At 60.4% G+C, this 20,404-nt stretch carries 20 protein-coding genes; 14 read left to right on the top strand and 6 right to left on the bottom strand.

What is annotated here, in order from left to right; translation table 11 throughout:
- Positions 1–15 precede the first annotated feature (15 nt).
- The 3 genes from GLA29479_RS22465 (at position 16) to GLA29479_RS22475 (ending at position 3,008) form a co-directional block, all read left to right on the top strand.
- Positions 16–1,203, top strand: coding sequence for an ATP-dependent nuclease (locus tag GLA29479_RS22465; RefSeq protein ID WP_169795722.1), 1,188 nt, complete (start codon positions 16–18; stop codon positions 1,201–1,203).
- Positions 1,193–2,356: a UvrD-helicase domain-containing protein gene (locus GLA29479_RS22470; RefSeq protein WP_057972902.1), complete on the top strand. Its 1,164-nt coding sequence runs from the start codon at positions 1,193–1,195 to the stop codon at positions 2,354–2,356. Before GLA29479_RS22465 ends, GLA29479_RS22470 begins: the two co-directional genes overlap by 11 nt.
- A 214-nt stretch (positions 2,357–2,570) precedes the next feature.
- On the top strand, positions 2,571–3,008 hold the full coding sequence (locus tag GLA29479_RS22475) for a hypothetical protein (RefSeq protein WP_057972903.1): 438 nt from the start codon (positions 2,571–2,573) through the stop codon (positions 3,006–3,008).
- A gap of 285 nt (positions 3,009–3,293) precedes the next feature.
- Here the strand turns inward: GLA29479_RS22475 and GLA29479_RS22480 are convergent, their stop codons facing one another.
- The gene (locus GLA29479_RS22480) at positions 3,294–3,548 is read right to left on the bottom strand and encodes a hypothetical protein (protein ID WP_057972904.1); all 255 of its coding nucleotides are present in this window, start codon (positions 3,546–3,548) and stop codon (positions 3,294–3,296) included.
- Positions 3,549–3,735: 187 nt separating this feature from the next.
- Between GLA29479_RS22480 and GLA29479_RS22485 the strand changes: the two genes are divergently transcribed.
- The 3 genes from GLA29479_RS22485 to GLA29479_RS22495 all read left to right on the top strand — a co-directional run bounded on the left by GLA29479_RS22485 (position 3,736) and on the right by GLA29479_RS22495 (position 6,529).
- Entirely contained in the window at positions 3,736–4,371 is a 636-nt protein-coding gene (locus GLA29479_RS22485) for a hypothetical protein (RefSeq protein WP_057972905.1), read from the top strand.
- 136 nt (positions 4,372–4,507) lie between these two features.
- Entirely contained in the window at positions 4,508–5,143 is a 636-nt protein-coding gene (locus tag GLA29479_RS22490; RefSeq protein ID WP_057972906.1) for a hypothetical protein, read from the top strand.
- Positions 5,144–5,149: 6 nt separating this feature from the next.
- The gene (locus GLA29479_RS22495; RefSeq protein ID WP_057972907.1) at positions 5,150–6,529 is read left to right on the top strand and encodes an XVIPCD domain-containing protein; all 1,380 of its coding nucleotides are present in this window, start codon (positions 5,150–5,152) and stop codon (positions 6,527–6,529) included.
- 538 nt (positions 6,530–7,067) lie between these two features.
- On the opposite strand, the gene GLA29479_RS25495 is transcribed toward GLA29479_RS22495, so the two are convergent.
- The 3 genes from GLA29479_RS25495 to GLA29479_RS22505 form a co-directional block, all read right to left on the bottom strand.
- The gene (locus GLA29479_RS25495; protein WP_169795723.1) at positions 7,068–7,226 is read right to left on the bottom strand and encodes a hypothetical protein; all 159 of its coding nucleotides are present in this window, start codon (positions 7,224–7,226) and stop codon (positions 7,068–7,070) included.
- Between the two features lie 72 nt (positions 7,227–7,298).
- A complete protein-coding gene (locus GLA29479_RS22500) occupies positions 7,299–8,300 on the bottom strand; it encodes an NADP-dependent oxidoreductase (RefSeq protein WP_057972908.1) in 1,002 nt (333 codons plus the stop codon).
- Positions 8,301–8,461: 161 nt separating this feature from the next.
- A complete protein-coding gene (locus GLA29479_RS22505; protein ID WP_057972909.1) occupies positions 8,462–9,250 on the bottom strand; it encodes an SDR family NAD(P)-dependent oxidoreductase in 789 nt (262 codons plus the stop codon).
- 213 nt (positions 9,251–9,463) lie between these two features.
- On the opposite strand from GLA29479_RS22505, the gene GLA29479_RS22510 reads away from it, so the two are divergent.
- Complete coding sequence (locus tag GLA29479_RS22510) at positions 9,464–10,045, top strand: TetR/AcrR family transcriptional regulator (protein WP_057972910.1); 582 nt, start codon at positions 9,464–9,466, stop codon at positions 10,043–10,045.
- A 217-nt stretch (positions 10,046–10,262) separates the two neighbouring features.
- Here GLA29479_RS22510 and GLA29479_RS22515 read toward each other — a convergent pair whose 3' ends face one another.
- Positions 10,263–11,162, bottom strand: a complete 900-nt coding sequence (locus GLA29479_RS22515; protein ID WP_057972911.1) for a hypothetical protein — start codon at positions 11,160–11,162, stop codon at positions 10,263–10,265.
- Positions 11,163–11,410: 248 nt separating this feature from the next.
- On the opposite strand from GLA29479_RS22515, the gene GLA29479_RS22520 reads away from it, so the two are divergent.
- The 5 genes from GLA29479_RS22520 to GLA29479_RS22540 all read left to right on the top strand — a co-directional run bounded on the left by GLA29479_RS22520 (position 11,411) and on the right by GLA29479_RS22540 (position 18,146).
- Entirely contained in the window at positions 11,411–11,992 is a 582-nt protein-coding gene (locus tag GLA29479_RS22520; protein WP_057972912.1) for a TetR/AcrR family transcriptional regulator, read from the top strand.
- 87 nt (positions 11,993–12,079) lie between these two features.
- Complete coding sequence (locus GLA29479_RS22525) at positions 12,080–12,904, top strand: oxidoreductase (protein ID WP_057972913.1); 825 nt, start codon at positions 12,080–12,082, stop codon at positions 12,902–12,904.
- Between the two features lie 5 nt (positions 12,905–12,909).
- Positions 12,910–14,058: an efflux RND transporter periplasmic adaptor subunit gene (locus GLA29479_RS22530; RefSeq protein WP_082638919.1), complete on the top strand. Its 1,149-nt coding sequence runs from the start codon at positions 12,910–12,912 to the stop codon at positions 14,056–14,058.
- Positions 14,055–17,162, top strand: a complete 3,108-nt coding sequence (locus GLA29479_RS22535) for an efflux RND transporter permease subunit (RefSeq protein ID WP_057972914.1) — start codon at positions 14,055–14,057, stop codon at positions 17,160–17,162. The genes GLA29479_RS22530 and GLA29479_RS22535 overlap by 4 nt, the downstream gene beginning before the upstream one ends.
- Positions 17,163–17,252: 90 nt before the next feature.
- Positions 17,253–18,146 (top strand): NAD(P)/FAD-dependent oxidoreductase, encoded by an 894-nt coding sequence (locus GLA29479_RS22540; RefSeq protein ID WP_057973323.1) that lies wholly within the window; start codon positions 17,253–17,255, stop codon positions 18,144–18,146.
- Positions 18,147–18,624: 478 nt separating this feature from the next.
- On the opposite strand, the gene GLA29479_RS24975 is transcribed toward GLA29479_RS22540, so the two are convergent.
- Positions 18,625–18,879: a hypothetical protein gene (locus GLA29479_RS24975; RefSeq protein WP_057918448.1), complete on the bottom strand. Its 255-nt coding sequence runs from the start codon at positions 18,877–18,879 to the stop codon at positions 18,625–18,627.
- 77 nt (positions 18,880–18,956) lie between these two features.
- On the opposite strand from GLA29479_RS24975, the gene GLA29479_RS22545 reads away from it, so the two are divergent.
- Positions 18,957–19,589, top strand: a complete 633-nt coding sequence (locus GLA29479_RS22545) for a hypothetical protein (protein ID WP_057972915.1) — start codon at positions 18,957–18,959, stop codon at positions 19,587–19,589.
- Between the two features lie 140 nt (positions 19,590–19,729).
- On the top strand, positions 19,730–20,365 hold the full coding sequence (locus GLA29479_RS22550; RefSeq protein WP_057918450.1) for a hypothetical protein: 636 nt from the start codon (positions 19,730–19,732) through the stop codon (positions 20,363–20,365).
- Positions 20,366–20,404: the final 39 nt, after the last annotated feature.

A 20,404-nucleotide genomic window follows, 5' to 3' on the forward strand; every position in this document is an offset into this window, starting at 1 on the left:
TTTGCATGGAAAACTTTGGCTCAAGCCGTCAAGCCGATTACCTGTCTCTTTGTGGATCCAACGCGCCTGCACCCTAGCCTCGGCCGGTCCCGCTATATCAACGGCATCATCAACTCATCGCTAGAGAAACATGCACGACCATCGTTGAATCTGAATTATCGACAATTAAAGATCGAGTTCAATGACAAGCCAGACGTCAAAGCCATTAATAAGCAATTGAATGCAGATAATGAGCTATCCGAAAAGACACTTACGGTAGTCGCTGACATCATCCCATCGGGCAGTTGGGACAGCAACCTTGCGCTTGCTGTCGACGACATCCCATTTGGGCAAATAGGAAAGGGCGAGCAAAGCAAAATCCAAATCAAGATCGCAATCCAAAATAGGGCAAAGGATGCCCACATCGTCATGCTGGAAGAGCCTGAGAACCACCTTTCTCACATAAATCTCACCAAACTCGTTTCATACATAGAGAAGAAGAATCCCGGGAAGCAGATATTTCTTACCACGCACAGTTCCTATGTCCTGAACAAGCTAAGCATCAACAAGCTCTGTTTGCTTTCAAAGAACTTTATCCGCCTGAGAGATGTAAGCAATTCCGTGGAGAAAACGCTCAAGCGGCTACCCGGATACGACACGCTACGCTTGGTCTTGGCCCAGAGAGTCATTCTTGTCGAAGGTCCGTCCGATGAACTTATCCTCAAGAAGATCTATCTCGACCGTAAGCGACGGCTACCAGAAGAGGATGGCATAGATATCATCGTGGTACGCGGAATCGGATTCAGGGTCTATCTGGACATCGCCAAGAGCTTGAAACATCCGGTGCGCGTAGTAAAAGACAATGACCACAACCATCAGAAAAACATTGTGGATTGGCGCAATGAAAATTATGACGGGTGCGATTACATCGAAATCTTCTCTCCCGAGGACAACGACCATCATTCACTCGAGCCTTCGATCATCGCGGCCAATAGCCAGAACGATGTATCACTCGACAAGCTCGCCGAGGTGATGCTCTCGAAAAAGACCTATAAAGAATATACCGGGCATCCCGAGTTAGGATCCAAACAGAAATTCCTAAGAGACTGGTACAGCGAGGGTGGCGCGGGAAAAAAGGTTGATTCTGCAATGCGCATCTTCGAATCGAACGTCGCCATCAACTATCCAGATTACCTGATTAGGGCGGTGGACTTTGGCCCGTAAATTGCTCCTCGCTAGCGCGGGAGCCGGCAAATCACGACGCATAGCCGAGAAGGCGCTGGAGCACGCAGCCGCCGGCAGAAAGGTCCTATTGTTGACTTACACGATCAACAACCAAGGCGAGTTGGTTAAGGAAATCTGCAGACTAAACAGCTGCCAGCCCGAGAACGTGGTAGTGAAGGGATGGTTCAATTTTCTGCTTGAGGACATGATCCGCCCCTATCAGCAATGCATTGTTCCGGATCGGATCTCCGGCGTCCTCCTAAACCCGGGAAACCCTCATCTCGTGCCGGGGAAGAATTACGCTATGAAGGGCCGGAGCGAGAGGCTTGACGGAAAGTTCAACCCCTTGCATTTCGTGACTCCCGGGGACAACAGAGCCCACACCTACTATCTCGCCAAATTGGCCGCGAGAGTCCACTCGGAAACCAAAGGTCGCGCGGCACACAGGCTAGCTGAGATCTATAGTGCGATATTTGTCGACGAAGTGCAGGACCTAGTCGGATGGGACTATGACATCATCAAGGCACTGACCGAAACGAACATATTAGAAATCGAGTGTGTTGGCGATTTCCGACAGGCCGTCTATCAAACCTCGGAAACCAACAAGCTGCCTCAGGACAGCACAGAGAAGCTGGCACAGTTCAACAACATGGGTTTTATCTCAGAGAGCTTGGCAATCAGCTGGCGTTGCCTCCAAGCCATATGCGGAATAGCCGATCGCTTGCATTCACAAGAAGGACACTACTTGCCAACGATGTCCAATGTCGAGGACGTTCCGTTGCAGTATGCCGGACACCAAGGCGTATTCGCTGTCCCTAAAGCGAGGCTTCGCGAATACATCGAAACCTACCGTCCCGCAATCCTTCGGTGGAATCGATCTACTCAGAAGGAACTTTGCGACGGCCAGACGGCCTACAATTTCGGCGAGTGCAAGGGGCTCGGATTCGAGCGCGTCCTGATACTCCCTCCCGCAAAACACGCCAAGTTTCTTTCGGGGGACATGCAGGCCTTCGATGGCTCTGAGACCGATGACTCGCGCAATAAACTCTATGTTGCGATCACGCGGGCGCGCTACAGTGTCGCCTTCCCTTACGAAGGCGGAAACATAATTGAGGGCGCGCAAGCATGGCCCCTGGAAAACCTAGACCCATAACCTAGCCGCACTGAGTCCCTCCCCCGGCTGGCAAAGGACCTGGACGAGGACTAACTTACAGCCTGTCTTATCAGCCGCACGTGCAGCCCCTTGCAACTATTAAGAATATGTTCGTTCGTCAGCTTGCCAGCCAGCCCCCCCCTAGATTGAGCCGCATTAATTCGAGCCCAGCCAATAGATGGCAAGGCCTTTCTTGAATCCACATGGAGGCGGGATGAAAAACCTAATCACGCGAATTGCTTATATCCCCCAGAGTGAGCGCTTCTCGGCATTCTTTGCCATCTTCATGGTGATGCTTAGTTTAGTTGGACTTTGGCTGGACATCACACTCAAAGATGGCTTCTATTGGTTTCAGCGAACAGGAGCTCTGCTAGTACTCGCTGGAGTGGAACTTCAGTATGCGAAGCTCACGAGCCTTTGGAAGAACGAACTGGGTGACGAGCTGAATGCACCAACCGTCCGAGAACGCTTGAGTAGTGGTCAAGGGATAAGCATGCTCCAAGAAGCCCAGGCCGCCGAGGCGACCAGAGGGCTCGCTGTACGACTGCATCGAATCGTTACTGATAAGAGCATGAAAGACGTTGCAGCCGTCATTTCCTTGATCATCGGAACGATCATCTGGGCTTTTGGCGATTTACCATTCAGGATTTGACAAACTAGTGCGACTTCGTGGGTGACGACATAATTCGTGCGCTCAATGTCGCTTCTGGCTGAAGAGTTCAACGACTCAACGAGATCTCCAAATACCCCGTATCACCGCACACGCATCGGCTCACCGGCATCGGCGATGCTCTCCCCGGCCACCGGGTTGCTGCTGCCGTGGCGCGCTCCTGCTACAGATTGCGCACAACACCCACCACCACCAGCCGGCTGCCGGACTGCATGCGCTTGCTGGTGGCGCGGCCGGGTTCGAGCTGAGCACGATGCGGCGGTCGGTCTACAGCGGTTGTCTGCGACTAACATCGCCGACGACGCTGGCACGCGATTGGTAGCGTGAGATTTCGAAATAGCGCTCGTCAAGCAGTTGCTCGTCTAGCAAGATGTTGAAGTCAAAGTTGCGCTTGTTGGTTTCGACTTCCAGCCGGCCGCAGAACAGACCGCTGGATTCCTCGGCATCTTTGAAGGGTTCGCTGATGAAGACCAAGCAGTCGGCAGTGTCGAGTTCGCGGTCGACGATGCCGCCGCTAAGCACGATGCGATACCCGTAGTTGCGGTCGCGCAGTTTGAAGGCCCGTTCAGCGCAGACGCACCTGAGATACTAGTCATATCTCTGCATCTTCGGCGCCGCTTCTGCTTGACCCATGACGGGCACTCTTCCAGGATTAGCCGCAAGTGCGCCGGCAATTCGGACGCCGATCGCGGCATACATGGAGACGTAAATGCCGAAGCTCGACTCTCATCTCCTGGCGAAGAGACTGGTCTCGATGGTTTGCGTGCTCGCTGCCTTTGCGTGCGCCGCTACGACTACCGGTCCCGCTTCAGTTCAGGAGAAGGCCGCCATGACGGAATCGGCATCGCCCGCCATCAACGACTCCCTTAGCGCGCAACAACTCAACGACAGAATCCTGGCCTGGATTCTGAGCGTGAACGACGCTCGTGATCTGTCCGGGCCTAACGTCGAAAAGCGCACCGGCCTTGACCTGGGGATCAAACCGGAGACTCCCAACATTTTTCGCGGCGTCGGGGCGCTGCCTGAAGGTTGGCGTTATTCGCTGTCTTCGGTTAACAACACTCCTGAGCAGCGACTCCGCGCCGTCCTGTTCAAGATGGGACGTGCCGGCGACCGCTACGCCGATATGACCCCTGTGTGTGTTGGGCTGGAGCATTACCAATCCCCACTCATCGCCACTGGATTCAGAATGACCGAGATGCCTCCACGGGCGGGCACGGAATACCGGATCTTCAGAAATAAAATGATCTATGTGCGCGTTGAGCTTCACGGAAAGACAACACCCATCGACCCGAATTTGTGTGTTTACAGGGTATTCGTCACGGCCGCGGCCCCTCAAGGATGATCGGAAATGACGACATTTCATTAAGCATCACAAGGAAAAGCTCGACGCCTTGACTCGTCGCGCACGCTCTTCCAGGATCAGGCCGCGAATGCGGCGGCAGTTCGGACGCCGAACCGTGGCACATATGGAGACGTAAATGCCCAAGCTCGATTCTCACCTCCTAGCGACGAGACTGGCCCCGCTGGTCTGCGTGTTCGCTGCCTGCGCGTGCGCCACCACGACCGCAGGCCCCACTTCGGTCCAGGAGAAGGCCGCCATGACGGAATCGCCATCGCCCGCCATCAATGACTCGCTTAGCGCGCAGCAACTCAACGACAGAATCCTCGCTTGGATTCTGAGTGTGAACGACGCTCGGGACCTGTCCGGGCCGAACATCGAAAAGCGCACTGGCCTTGACCTGGGGCTTGACCCGGAGACCCCCAACAGCTTCCTCGGCGTCGGGGCTCTGCCTGAAGGGTGGCGCTATTCGTTGTCTTCAGTAAAAACCGTCCCAGACCCGAGCCCTCATGCCGTCCTGTTCCACATGGGGCGAATCAGCGACAGCTACGCCGATATGACACCTGTGTGCGTCAGCTTGGAGCACTACCGAACCCCTCTCATTGCCGCAGGATTCAAACCGTCGGAACGCGCGCCGCGGCTGGGCACGGAGTACAGGTTCTTCCGTACTGCAAAAATCTCCGTACGCGTCGAACTTCACGGAAAGACAAAGCGCTACGACGATCAATTATGTGTTTCAAGGGTATTTGTCACGGCTGCCGCTCCTCAAGGATGATCAAGCATGGCAACACTTCAGGAAGAGTTAGAGGCTAGCCAAAAGCTGGACGTGATGCTGGCTGAATTCGAGCGACAAGCCCGAACCGAAGACACGAACCCAGGCAGGATTTTTCGCGACGCTCTCGACAGCACGCCGGGGCTCCGCACGCAATTCGAACTCGCCGTTGAGAAAGGGCATTTGGTCGCGATAGAAGCCGAAACCGACCCAAGATTCAACGGCAGTTACGACGGCTCTACCCGCACCATGCGTTTGTCGGTTGAACTGATAAATGACGCTGATCCGATTGCCAATCCGGAAGATGCCAAGGAAGCCGTCAACTTCATTCGTTACACCGCCGGCCACGAGATAGACCATGCGGTGAACCGCGACGAGAGTTTGTTGATGGAACAGCGCTTCCGCGAGGAGGTCGCAGCCATCGTAAACGGCCCCTCGCCGCACGACTTTACCGACCCGGTCAAGGAGTACAACGAACGGGCACGCGCGAGGGAGGCACGGGCAGAAATCGCGGGTTTCAACACGGTTGCAGCACAGGTAAAGTACGAGAATCCGCGGGCGACATTGGCTGACGTGTATCGAGCCGACGGCGGCGCGTCCAACTACATCGACAACGACGCCCGAAAGCCATTGACTTACACCATGGATCAAGGCTTGCACATCAAGCCCGATTTGCAGCTAGACGCCGACAAAAGCGTAGACGCGATGGCCAAAGCCTTCTACGACAGTGTCGGCGACTACCCAGCCCGCAACATCGACTGGGCCTTGGGAGAAATCTACCGCCAGGAGGTCATCGCCCAGGCCGCGCATCCTGGGCGCGACGTTTCTGAGATCCGGGTCAATGTCCAGGCCCTCGGCGCGCAGGTGAGCTTGCCGCCGAACTTCATCGACACCAGCCGCATGCCGGGCACGCCGACGCCGCCTGCGCAGCGCCCTGCTCCGCCCAACGCCAATGACCCCGGCCACCCGGATCACCCGCTGTTGGAGAAGATCAGGGGCAGCGTGCGCGACCTTGAGCAAGGCATCGGCAAGCCCTGGGACGAGCAGAGCGAACGCATGAGCGCCAGCGCGCTGTCGCTGGCGGTCGGCAACCGGTTCGGCGCTGGCGATGACGTCAAGGTCACGCTGAACCGCCCCACCGCGCAGAACGCCGCCGGCGAGGTTCTGTTCGTGTACCGGGACGGCCGCGGCGCCTCTCCGGACCCTGCGGCCAACTATGCGCACATGCCGGTGGCTCAGGCGCTGTCCCTGCCCGCGCCCGAGCGATACGAGCAAGCGCAGGCCATGCGCGAGGCTCAGGCCGCCGAGCAGCGCTCGTCGCAGGAGACCGCGCAGCAGACACAGGGGATGGACGGACAGGCTCAGGGTGGGTCGCGGATGCAGCGTTAGCCGGCATGGCTGTGGAGACGGCAAGTCGTATGGGGATGAGGCATGCCTCGGCGACGCCTGGAGCCGTAAAGGCAGGTTGCAGACCACCAAAGCATGCGGCGGGTTTGATGGGTAGTGAATCTGTTTGTACGGATGGCCGGACGTCGGGTTCCAGGCTTGCGACGCGAGCTTGATGCTTCACGGTCGCGGCTTGCGCCGCTCCTACAGGAGGGCCCAGGCGGCTACGCGGGCTTTCCGGGGACGCTCCGTGCAGGGGCGGCGTGAGCCGCGATTGTGAGTCCTGGCGTGCGGCGCGAATTGGAAACCCTGCGGTCGCGGCTTTCGCCGCTCCTACAGGAGAGCCCGGGCGGCTATTCGGGCTTTCCAAGACGCAGGTGGGCCGCTTCTTGTAGGAGCGGCGTGAGCCGCGACTGCGAAACCTGGCGTGCCGCGCGAGCGTGTTACCCCGCGGCCGCGGCTTGCGCCGCTCCTACAGGGGAGCCCGGGCGCCTACGCGGGCTTTCCGGCGACGCAGTGGGTCGCGCTTACAGGGGGCGTATCAACGGCTCAACGGAGTCTCCAGATAGCTGCCGCTATACCACCGCACCCGCACGGGCTCGCCGGCATCGGCGATGCTCTCCCCCGTCACCGCCTTGCCGCTGCCGTAGTTGATCTCCTGCTGCGGGTTGCGCTGCAGGCTCACCACCGCTACCAGCATCGTTCTGTTACCGATTGGACCGGCCAACGAGCCCCAAGGTCTGCGCGGTTTTCGCGTCGACCTGCACGCCAGCTACCTGATTTTCACCAGCACCTTGCCTTTGGCGCGCCCACCGTCCGCGTAGGCCAAAGCATCGTGCGTATCCTTGAACGGGAATACCCTGTCGACAACGGGGTGGATCGCGCCTGATTCGACGAGACGAGTGATCTCACCCAACTGCGCCCCGTCGGCGCGCATGAAAACGAAGGTGTACTCGACATTCTTCTGCTTGGCCTTGTTGCGGATGCCGCGGCTCAACAGGCGCAACACCAGCTTGAGCGGCCAGGCCAGTCCTCGCGCGGCGGCGAACGCCGGAGTGGGCGGCCCGGAAATGGAAATGAGATGCCCGCCAGGCTTTAGAACCTGCAGGGACTTGTTCAGTTCGTCGTTGCCAAGACTGTTCAGCACCACGTCGTAGTCATGAAGCACGGTGGCGAAATCCTGCTGCTTGTAATCTATTACGACGTCCGCGCCCAAGGCCTTCACCCAGGCGATGTTGGCCGTACTCGTGGTCGTGGCGACGAACGCGCCCAGGTGCTTGGCGAGCTGGATGGCAATGCTGCCGACGCCGCCGGAACCGGCATGAATCAGCACCTTCTGTCCCCTTTTCAGCTGGGCGGTTTCGACCAGCACCTGCCAGGACGTCAGGGCCACCAGAGGAAGGGAGGCGGCCTCGACCATGCTGAGGTTGGCGGGCTTGAGCGCCAACGACGATGCCTTGACGGCGATGAACTCGGCGAAGCCGCCGATGCGATCATCGTCGGCGCGCGCATAGACTTCGTCGCCCGGTTTGAACTGGTGCACGCGCGCGCCGATGCGCACGACCGTGCCGGCGACTTCGTTGCCCAGAATCAGCGGGAAGCGATAGGGAAGAATCAGCTTGAACTCGCCGCTCCGGATCTTCGAGTCCAACGGGTTGATCCCGGCGGCGTGGACCTGGACCAAGACATCATCGTCCCGCAGGTCCGGCTCGGGCATGTCGCCGATGCGGCCGGCTTCTTTCTTGCTGTACCGGTCGATGATGAAGGCTTTCATGTCGTGTCTCTGGGTGGGTTGTTCGGCCAGGCCGCCGTCGTTGATCGACCCGTTGGGCGCGTTCCGGTAGGTCGTGCCCGATGCCGGGCGTGTGTGGGAAAGGGTCGTGGCGGGCTGCGTGGGTCGAGTCTGGGCGGGGATGCGGTTGCCCTATTACCGCCTCAGACGGCGATGCGATAGCGCTCCGCGGCCTGTGCCTGGCGGATGTCTGTAAGCAGGGCCTGACGGGTGGCATCCAGGGTGTCCCAGCGTGCGGCAACATGCAGTGGCGGAATGGTGACGGCCTCGCGGCGATCGAAGCCGACCATGGCGGCATCGACCAGTTCGCCCGCGTCCATCACCTCGGGCAGCGTGTTGATGTCGATGCCGGCGCGCTCCCATATCTCGGTGCGCGTGGCGGCAGGCAGGACCGCTTGCACGTAGACGCCCTTGGGAGCGAGCTCCAGGCTCATGCCTTGGGACAGGAACAGCACGAAGGCCTTGGTCGCGCCGTAGACGGCCATGCCGAGTTCCGGCGCCAGGCCGACTACCGAGCCGATGTTCACGATCGCGCCCTCGCCTGCATCGACCATTCGCGCGGAGGCGGCCACGGCCAGGCGCGTCAGCGCGGTCGTGTTCAACGTCACCAGTCGTTCGATGCCGTCAGGCGATTGATCGATGAAGCCGCCGGACTGGGCGATGCCCGCGTTGTTGATGAGGATGCCGATACGGGCGTCATTGCGCAGGCGCGCCTCGACGGTCGCCAGTTCACCGTGCCGGGTGAGATCGGCCGGCAGCACCTCGACCGCGACGCCGGTTTCCTGGCGCAGGCGAGCTGCCAGCGCTTCCAGTCGTGCGTTGTCGCGCGCGACCAGCACGAGGTCGTGGCCGCGCCGCGCAAAGCGCCCGGCATAGACGGCGCCGATGCCGCTGGAGGCACCGGTGATGAGGACGGCAGGACGTGTGGTCATGGTGCGCTTCTCTGGAATTTTGGTGGGGATCATGGGAGGTGCGATGTATCGGGCCAGAGCCGGGAATGGCGTTCGTCTCTCGGTCCCTTGCTCAGCCTCGGCCATAATGATGATGACCGTAATCTTTAATGTCAATGGTTTGATTATGAACATCATCTATATGGTAAAATGCGCCGCTGCCGTTGGTAGGCAGCGCATCCAGAGACATCGGCAATGAAGGTCACCAAGGCACAAGCGCAGGCAAACCGGGCGCGCATCGTCGAAACCGCGTCCACCCTGTTCAGGGAACGGGGTTATGACGGCGTGGGCGTAGCGGACCTGATGGCGGCCGCCGGCTTTACCCACGGCGGCTTCTACAAGCATTTCGGCTCCAAGACCGATCTGATGGCGGAAGCGGCAAGCTGCGGTTTAGCGCAGTCTGCGGACGCCGCGGCGGGCGTCGATCCGACGGACTTCGTCAGGCACTACCTCTCCCGAGAGCATCGGGACAAGCCGGGCGACGGCTGCACGCTGGCCGCGCTATGTGCGGATGCCGCGCGTCAGCCGGAATCGGTCAAGGCGGCCTTTGCCGCCGGTATCGAGCGTCAGCTGGCGGCTCCGGCCCGCCAAGCGGGGCGGCCGATCGACGACGCGGACAACGAGACGCGCGCGCGCCGAATCGCCCTGATGGCGCAGGCCATCGGCGCGGTGGTGTTGTCGAGGTCCTGCCCCGACGATGCGCCTCTGGCGGACGAAATCCTGGAGGTCTGTCGGGCGCACCTCATTGCGCAGCTGTCGGACGAAGGACGTACCTAGGATAGTCCCTGCTGGAATCGTCAGACGTTCACAGCGAGCTCGCATGCATCGCCAAACGGTTTGACGGCTCGGATAGGCCGAACAGACCGCGCATGAGTCTTATCCATCCCTGCCCTGTGCCTTGGCAGGTGTCCGCTCATGACCGTGAGCGGACTTGGCGCGGCGTGCCAGCGGTTGACTTGGCAACGCCTACGCGCGAACTACTGCCGCTGTGTATCTATCGGAGCACCCGGAGCGCTTGGTCCGCAAAATTGTTCGCGTGCGCAATCGCAGCCGCGTCATTCCATCGCTGGTACCGCTTAAAGTAGTGGTCGTAAAAGAAGTTCCGGAAGTCTCGTTCCCGTCCGCCGCCGGCGTTCCTGGCCTTCCGCACGAGCGCTGCACTTGCCCCGTCGATGTGAAGAATTTCGTCGACTGTGAGTTGATACGCGTCGCTAATAACCATCGCAAATTCACGTGCTGCACGCACATGAAGAAAAAAATCGTCAAACGTTATCGCGCTCGGGAGATTCGGAGCACCACGAGTTTGGTAGTTTGACTTCAGGTAGGCCAGCGTCGTGTCGGTCAATGCCTCGTGAGCCGAAACCGCCGGACGATTGCTGCCGCGGGGAGGATGGACGATCTCATTCCTGAGCAATCGGTAATACTGCAGAACCTGAAATTCGACGTATTTATCCAACCGCTTTTGCCCTGAGGGCTGATTTGCCGCCAATTGCTCGAGCGCGCTAAGGGGGCGTTTGATGCCATGGGTAGTCCATGAGGGCAGCTGCTTGTACTTGCGGATGTCCTTTATCAGCAGGCGAAAAATTCTGTCGACGGCTGTGAACACGAGCACGGTGTACCACCGCGGAAGCTCCGTAGATACCTCGGTAAACTCGCTAAGCGATACGTTGATACCGTGCCGGGTAGCAACCGACTTCATATGCGCCTCAATCCCAGTGCTGGAATTCTGTGCTACTAGGTTCAACTCTCGGATGGCAAGTTCATTGACGAGAATAAACTGACCTGTCTTCCCGAGGGTCTTATCGATTTGCGCCACCGCTGGGAAAAGCGGGTACTTGGCGGCAAAGCCAGGGCCCGGAGGCGATCGCCAGTTTTCCTTGGGCCGCTGCGCCATTGGATGTGGTCCCTGGATCAATCCGAAAAATTGAGTCTATAGGAAGTGCTCGGCGACACTGGCCTCAATCCCGGTGGGGTCAGTGGGGCCTGCAAGTTGCGCGAGTCCTCACTGATGTCTGCTTCCGACCCGAAGCGGTCATTGATTTGGAGCCGCAAAGCGACCCCGAGAGTCCGGGCCCGATCGTGGTGGGCGACTTTGCTTGGCCTCTTGTAATTGTCTGGGAAAGCGAATATGATGATCATCATATGAAGCGTACTCCCGCCCGTTCCAAGGAAGCCACCCACGAGCGCATCGTCGACGTGGCGGCGCGCGCTATCCGCAGTAGCGGCTACCACGGCACCGGCGTCGCCGACATCATGAAAGCCGCCGGCCTGACCCATGGCGGCTTTTATGCCCACTTCCCGTCGCGCGACGCCTTGCTCGCAGAGGCGGCCGACCGCGCAGGCTTCGAGAGCGTGCAGTCGCTGCAGCGCCAAGCCGCTGGCTCGTCGGGGCCGCAGGCGCTGCAGGCAATGATCCAGGCCTATCTGTCCAGAGACCACATGGATGGCGTGGAGACCGGCTGCCACGTTGCCGCGCTCGGTTCCGAGATGCCGCGGCAAGCGCCCGAAGTTCGGCACGCGGCGACCCGCCGACTCAAGGAAACAATCGATCTGATCGCCCGGCAGTACCCGGACTGGGGTCAGCCGGCCGCGCACGAACGCGCGCTCGTCACATTGGCCACGATGGTCGGCACGATCGTGTTGGCACGCGCGGTCGACGATCCAAAGCTGTCAGACGCGCTGCGTGAAGCGGCACTCAAACACCTCGATCCGATTTCTCACTAACGCGGTGGAGTCACCGCGTTTTCTTTCGCCCTTCAATATGATGCTCATCATATATATGCAGCTCTCACGAACCACAAAGGCACAATCATGAACTCCAAGAAGAGGGTTGCTTTGGTCACCGGCGCGTCGTCGGGCATCGGCGAAGCAATCGCGCAACGCCTTTTCAGCGCCGGCTACAAGGTGTACGGCACCAGCCGACGCGGTGGCTTATCGAAGAGCGCGTTCGAGATGTTGCCGCTGGATGTCACCAGCGATACGTCCGTCGCCGTCGCCATAAGCGAGCTGATCCGTCTGGAGGGCCGCATCGACTTGCTCGTCAATAACGCCGGCTTCGGCACGGCCGCCGCCGGCGCCGAAGAAAGCTCGATCGAGCAGGCCAAGGCGATCTTCGAAACAAACTTTTTCGGTGTGGCACGCATGATCAAGGTGGTCGTGCCGCACATGCGCCGGCAAGGCAGCGGCCGGATCATCAACATCAGCTCCGTGCTCGGCTTCCTGCCAATGCCTTATGGCGCGCTTTACTCCGCAAGCAAGCACGCCGTCGAGGGCTACTCAGAATCGCTCGACCACGAACTGCGCACGCATGGCATCCGAGTCTTGACGATCGAGCCGGCCTACACGCGCACGCAGTTCGAGACCAACGCGATCGCGGCGGATACGCCGATGGCCGAATACGAGAAGGTGCGTGCGCATGTCGACGCGGTGACCAGAGAGTTGTTCACCAAGGCCGACGATCCCTCGGTCGTGGCCGAGGCGGTGCTGCAGGCGGCCAGCGCCGAGCGACCGAAGCTGCACTACACCGCCGGCAAGCAAGCCAAGGTCCTGAGCCTGCTGCGTGCCTACGCGCCAGCATCGGTGGTCGACGCCGGCATCCGCAAGAACCTTCGCCTGCACCTGCTGCCGACGGAGTAACGGCCATGTCCCAAGAGCGTTCGCTATTGCCTGCATCGACCGTCGTCCGCGGCCGTGCCGTCCTCATCGCCATCGGCGCCATCTCGGCAATAACGCTTGGCGCCTGCACCGCCGAATCCGCAGCGGACCCACGCACCGCGCCACCGTTGGTGCGCACCACGCTTGTGCACGACACCGGCGCCGCATCGCGCGCGTTCACCGGCGTGGTCGCCGCACGGGTCCAGAGCGACCTGGGCTTCCGTGTCTCCGGCAAAGTGCTGCAACGACTCGTGGATGCCGGACAAACGGTTCGACGTGGCCAGCCGCTCATGCGGATCGACCCGGTCGATCTCAAGCTCGCAGTGAATGCGCAGCAGCAAGCCGCGGCCGCTGCCCGAGCGCAAGCGAAGCAGGCGGCGCAAGAAGAAGCCCGTTACCGCAATCTGCTCGGAACCGGTGCCGTATCAGTTTCGGCCTACGATCAAGCCAGGGCCGCGGCAGATGCCGCCAAGGCGCAGCTCAGTGCGGCCGAGGCCCAAGCCGAGGTCGCGCGCAACGCGAGCCGTTACGCGGAACTGGTGGCCGATGGCGACGGCGTCGTCATGGAAACGCTGGTCGAACCCGGCCAGGTCGTCAGTGCCGGACAAGTCGTGGTGCGTGTGGCGCACGCCGGGCCCCGCGAAGCCCTCATCCAACTGCCGGAAACCCTGCGCCCTGCGGTCGGGTCCACCGGGCAGGCCACGCTCTTCGGCAAGGACGACATCGTGGTTCCGACCCGACTCCGGCAGCTATCGGATGCCGCCGACCCGCTGACCCGCACCTTCGAGGCGCGATACGTACTCGAAGGAGACCTAGCCAACGCACCGTTGGGCGCCACGGTCACCATCCAGATTGCGGATGGACGTGCTGGCGAACACGGTGGCCTGCAGGTACCGGTCGGCGCCCTGTTTGATGCGGGCAAAGGGCCGGGCGTATGGGTTATCAGTGGCAACCCCGCGAAAGTGGCGTGGCGGCCGGTCACGATCGTGCGCGTGAACGATGAAAGCGCACACGTCACCGGCCGGCTTAGGCAAGGTGAACGCATCGTCGCACTTGGCGCCCATCTGTTGCGCGAAGGGGGGCAGGTGCGAATCATGAATCGATCCGCCGCCACGACCGCAGGAGCCGGACCGTGAGCGCGAGCCGTTTCAACTTGTCGGCACTTGCTGTACGCGAGCGTTCCATCACGCTGTTCCTGATCTTCTTGATTTCCGCCGCCGGCATCCTTGCGTTCTTCCAGCTCGGACGCGCGGAAGACCCTCCGTTCACGATCAAGCAGATGACGGTCGTCACCGTTTGGCCAGGCGCGACGGCCCAGGAGATGCAGGATCAGGTCGCTGAACCGCTGGAAAAACGCCTGCAGGAGTTGCGGTGGTACGACCGCACGGAAACCTACACCCGCCCTGGCCTCGCTTTCACCATGATCTCCCTGCGTGACAGCACTCCGCCTTCGGAGGTCCAGGAGGAGTTCTATCAGGCCCGCAAGAAGCTAGGCGACGAGGCCAAGAGATTACCCGCCGGCGTCATCGGCCCCATGCTCAACGACGAGTACGCGGATGTGACGTTTGCGCTCTTTGCCCTTAAGGCAAAGGGTGAGCCGCAGCGTCTGCTGGTGCGCGACGCAGAATCGCTGCGCCAGCAGTTGCTGCACGTTCCGGGGGTGAAGAAAGTCAACATCATCGGGGAACAGCCCGAACGCATCTTCGTCTCCTTCTCCCACGACCGCCTAGCGACATTAGGCGTAGTACCGCAGGACATTTTCGCCGCACTCAACAGCCAGAACGTACTGACCCCCGCCGGCTCTATCGAGACCCAGGGGCCGCAGGTCTTCGTCCGCCTCGATGGCTCATTCGACAACTTGGACAAGATCCGACAAACCCCGATCGTCACCCAGGGACGGACGCTGAAACTGTCGGACGTGGCGACCGTCGAGCGTGGCTATGAAGACCCAGCCACCTTCCTGGTTCGCAATAGCGGTGAACCGGCGCTGCTGCTTGGCATCGTCATGCGCGATGACTGGAATGGGCTCGACCTGGGCAAGGCACTTGAAGCGGAGGTCACCAAGATCAACGCGGACCTGCCTCTGGGTATGGCGCTGACCAAGGTGACCGATCAGGCCGTGAACATCAGTTCAGCGGTAGACGAGTTCATGGTCAAGTTCTTCGTCGCTCTGCTTGTCGTGATGGTGGTGTGCTTTGTCAGCATGGGCTGGCGTGTCGGCATCGTGGTCGCGGCGGCCGTGCCGCTGACGCTGGCGGCCGTGTTCGTCATCATGGCGGCCACCGGCAAGAACTTCGATCGCATCACCCTGGGATCGCTGATCCTGGCGCTGGGCCTGCTGGTCGACGACGCCATCATTGCCATCGAAATGATGGTGGTGAAGATGGAGGAAGGCTATGACCGCGTTGCCGCATCCGCCTACGCCTGGAGCCACACGGCGGCCCCCATGCTTGCCGGCACGCTGGTCACGGCCATCGGCTTCATGCCCAACGGATTCGCGCGCTCCACGGCAGGCGAGTACACCAGCAACATGTTCTGGATCGTCGGCATCGCTCTGATCGCTTCCTGGGTCGTGGCGGTGGTATTCACCCCCTACCTGGGTGTGAAGCTGCTGCCTGACATTAAGAAGGTCGAAGGCGGGCATGAGGCGATCTACAACACTCCCCACTACAACCGCTTCCGCCAGGTGCTGGGGCGTGTCATCGCAAGAAAATGGCTGGTTGCCGGCGCAGTGGTCGGCACGTTCGTGCTGGCCATCCTCGGCATGGGGCTGGTCAAGAAGCAGTTCTTCCCGACCTCCGACCGGCCAGAGGTGCTTGTCGAGGTGCAGATGCCATATGGCACCTCGATTGAGCAAACCAGCGCCGCAACAGCGAAGGTCGAAGCCTGGCTGGCAAAGCAGAAGGAAGCGAGGGTCGTAACCGCCTACATCGGTCAGGGCGCGCCACGCTTTTTCCTGGCAATGGCACCTGAGCTGCCGGACCCATCGTTCGCCAAAATCGTGGTGCTCGCGGGCGATGATAAGGAACGGGAAACCCTCAAGTTCAAGTTGCGCCGAGCGGTGGCCAACGGGTTGGCGCCCGAAGCGCAGGTACGTGTCACACAGATCGTCTTTGGCCCCCCTTCGCCATTTCCTGTTGCCTACCGCGTCATGGGGCCGGACCCGGACAAGCTGCGGGCGATTGCGCATGAAGTCGAGAGCGTCATGCGCGCCAGTCCGATGATGCGCACCGTCAACACGGATTGGGGTCCGCGTGTACCCGCCTTACACTTCACGCTCAACCAAGACCGCTTGCAGGCTGTGGGGCTGACCTCCAACTCTGTGGCATTGCAACTGCAATTCCTGCTGAGCGGGGTGCCGCTCACGGAGGTGCGTGAGGACATTCGCTCGGTGCAGGTGATGGGCCGCGCAGCGGGCAACATCCGCCTTGATCCTGAGAAGATCGCCGGCTTTACGCTGGTCGGATCGGCAGGGCAACGCATTCCGCTGTCTCAAGTGGGGACGGTCGATGTACGCATGGAAGATCCCATCCTGCGTCGCCGCGACCGCACGCCGACCATGACGGTTCGCGGCGACATCGCCGAAGGTCTGCAACCCCCGGACGTTTCCGTTGCCGTCTTGAAGCAGTTGCAGCCGATCATCGAGAAGCTTCCTTCGGGCTACTGGATCGAGCAGGCCGGCTCGATCGAAGAGTCCGGCAAGGCCACTACCGCAATGCTGCCGCTGTTCCCGATCATGATCGCGCTCACGCTGCTTATCATCATTCTGCAAGTTCGTTCGATCGCGGCAATGGTCATGGTATTTGCCACTAGCCCGCTCGGCTTGATCGGCGTGGTGCCGACCTTGCTGATTTTCCAGCAGCCGTTCGGCATCAACGCGCTGGTCGGCCTGATCGCGCTCTCGGGAATCCTGATGCGGAACACACTGATCTTGATCGGCCAGATCCATCACAACGAACAGGAAGGATTGAGTCCGTTCGATGCGGTCGTCGAAGCTACGGTGCAGCGTGCACGGCCCGTGATATTGACGGCCCTCGCCGCGATCCTGGCCTTCATCCCGCTGACCCATTCCGTGTTCTGGGGAACGCTCGCCTACACCCTGATCGGCGGCACGTTTGCAGGAACGATCCTGACCTTGGTGTTCCTGCCGGCGATGTACTCCATCTGGTTCAAGATCGCATCCCCTCCGGACAGTAGTCGCGACACGCCACCCGATCAGCCGAATGCGCACCCAGCATGATCGGCCGGCATCGCTATTGGGCCTTTGGGAAACCTCTTCCTCGCAAGGCCAAACCCAATCCTCTCTTTCCGCAACTGGGAGCCCATCACCATGAATGACGTCATCATCATCGGCGGCAGCTTTGCTGGTCTCGCCGCCGCCCTGCAACTCGGCCGTGCCCGCCGCAAGGTCACCGTTCTCGATACCGGTTTGCCGCGAAATCGCTTCGCCGGCCACTCACATGGCCTGCTTGGACACGATCACAAGCCACCGCTGGATATCCTGGCCGAGGCGCGTCAGCAGCTGGCGCGCTATCCCACGATCAGACTGGTCAATGGCCGGGCCGACAGCATCTCCGGCGCTATCGACGATTTCACCGTACTCACTGCCGATGGTGAAAGTCTTGGGGCGCGCCGTCTGATCCTAAGCTATGGCGTCGTCGACCAGATGCCTGATGTTCCGGGCTTTGCCGAAAGCTGGGGCACGTCCATCGTGCCTTGCCCCTATTGCGATGGCTTTGAAGTCGCCGGCCAGCATTGGGGGCTCGTCTGGTCCGGCCCGCAGTCGCACAATCAGGTCAGGCTGTTCCACGATTGGACCGACAGGCTGACGGTCTTGGCCGATGGTCGCGAAATTGCTCCCGATATCCGAGCCGATCTAGCGCGCCGCGGTATACCTGTCGTCGATGGCCGGATTGCCGAAATCGCTCATCACGGGGAGCAAAACGCCATCGCCAGGCTCGACACCGGCTCCCAGGTTTCGGTCGACATCCTGTTCGCGCATCCGCGCAACAAGCCGTCCGCAAGCCTGCATGAATCACTGGGCCTCGCCACGGTCGATACGCCCCTCGGCATCGTCCTCAAGGTCGACGAGCGCCGCGAAACCAGCATGCCCGGCATCTACGCTGCGGGCGACCTTACCAACCCTCTCTTGCCCTCGGTCACCACTGCATCATGGCAAGGCGCGATGGCGGGTATTTTCGCCCAGCAGTCGATGCTGGGTTGAGACGACAGCACCACGAAGGCTCGATCAACAATTCATGGGCAATGGCCTGCGTCTGCTTCTGGCCGATAGCGGACTTCTATCGGCCGTGTCTGAGGCGCTGTAATGCACCGCCGAACTCGGTCCTCTGCCATTACTCGGCGCTCGCCGGCTTTAACAGCTCAGCGGAATTTTCAGGTAGCTGCCGCCATTCAACCACACCTGAGCCGCCTCGCCCGCATCCTCGATGCTGTTACCTGCCACCGCTTTGCCGCTGCCGTGGTGATCTCCTGCTGCGGGTTAAGCAGCACCCAATCTGCCAGCCGACTGCCGGGCCGCATGCGCTTATTGATCGCGTGGTTACTTTGAAGTTCAGTATTGCGCCGCGTTGGATTGCAGCGAGTCAGCGACTCACCTCGCCCAAGCAGCTGACGCGCGATAACTAACGCAAGAGTTCGAATAACATTTTCACAGCACCTGCTTGTTCAGCGAAGTATGGGACTTAGAGGTTGCGCTTGTTGGTTTCGACCTCCAGTTGGTCGAAGGATAGGCCATTGAGTTCCTCGGCGTCATTGAAGAACCAGCTGACGACGACCACGCTGTCCGTGGCGCCGAGTCCGCGGTCGACGATGCCGCCGCCGCGCACGATGCGATACCCGTAGTTGCGATCGCGCAGTTTGATGACCCATTCAGCACAAGCGCGCCTGAGATACCGGTCATATCTCGGCGTCTTCGGTGCCGCTTCTGCTTGACCCATGACGGGCGCTCTTCCAGGATTAGCCGCGAGTGCGCCGGCAATTCGGACGCTGACCCGCGGCATACATGGAGACGTAAATGCCGAAGCCCGACTCTCATCTCCTAGCGAAGATACTGGCCTCGATGGTTTGCGTGCTCGCTGCCTTTTCGTGCGCCGCTACGACTGCCGGCCCCGCTTCGGTTCAGGAGACGGCTTTCATGACGGAAGCGGCATCACCCGCCATCAATGACTCGCTTAGCGCGCAACAACTCCACGACAGAATCCTGGCCTGGGTTCTGAGCGTGAATGACGCCCGAGACTTGTCCGCACAAAACATCGAAAGGCAGACTGGCCTTAGCTTGAAGATCGACACGGAAGGTACCGGTAGTTTCCGCGGCGTCGGGGCCTTGACTGGGTCGTGGCGCTATTCGCTGTCCTCGGTGAAGCCCGCCCCCGGCGCAAGCCCTCACTCCGTCTTGTTCAGCATGGGGCACAGTGGCGACCGCTATGCCGATATGACGCCCGTATGCGTCGGCCTGGAGCGCTATCAATCCACGCTAGCCGCAGCCGGATTCAAAGCCTCGCAACGTCCGCCGCGGCTCGGCACCGAATATAGGTTCTTCCGCACCGAAAAAGTCTCCGTACGCATTGAACTGCGCGGAAGAACAAAACTCTATGACCCGCAATTGTGCATCACCAGAATTTTCATAAGCGCCGCCCCACAAGGATGACCGAGCATGGCTACACTTCCGGAAGAATCCGAGGCCAGGAAAAGCTCGACGCCTTGACCCCTGACGGCCCCTCTTCCAGGATAAGACCGCGAGTGCGTCGGCAGTTCGGACGCCGAACCGTGGCACATATGGAGACGTAAATGCCCAAGCTCGATTCTCACCTCCTGGCGACGAGACTGGCCCCTGTGGTCTGCGTGCTCGCTGCCTGTGCGTGCGCGACCACGACCGCGGGCGCCAATTCGGTTCAGGAGAAGGCCACCATGACAGACTCGGCATCGCACGCGATCAACGATTCGCTTAGCGCACAGCAACTCAATGACAAGATCCTGAATTGGATTCTGAGTGTGAACGACGCCCGTGACCTGTCCGGGCCGACCATCGAAAAGCGCACTGGTCTTGACCTGGGGCTCGACCCGGAGACCCCCAACAATTTCCTCGGCGTCGGGGCTCTGCCTGAAGGGTGGCGCTATTCGTTGTCTTCAGTAAAAACCGTCCCTGGCCCGAGCCCTCATGCCGTCCTGTTCCACATGGGGCGAATCAGCGACAGCTACGCCGATATGACGCCTGTGTGTGTCAGCTTGGAGCACTATCGCTCCCCTCTCATTGCCGCAGGATTCAAACCGTCGGAACGCGCGCCGCGGCTGGGCACGGAGTACAGGTTCTTCCGTACTGCAAAAGTATCCGTACGCGTCGAACTTCACGGAAAGACAAAGCGCTACGACGATCAATTATGTGTTTCAAGGGTATTTGTCACGGCTGCTGCTCCTCAAGGATGATCAAGCATGGCAACACTTCAGGAAGAGTTAGAGGCTAGG

It is taken from the genome of Lysobacter antibioticus (assembly GCF_001442535.1).
GTDB classification, from domain to species: Bacteria; Pseudomonadota; Gammaproteobacteria; order Xanthomonadales; family Xanthomonadaceae; genus Lysobacter; species Lysobacter antibioticus.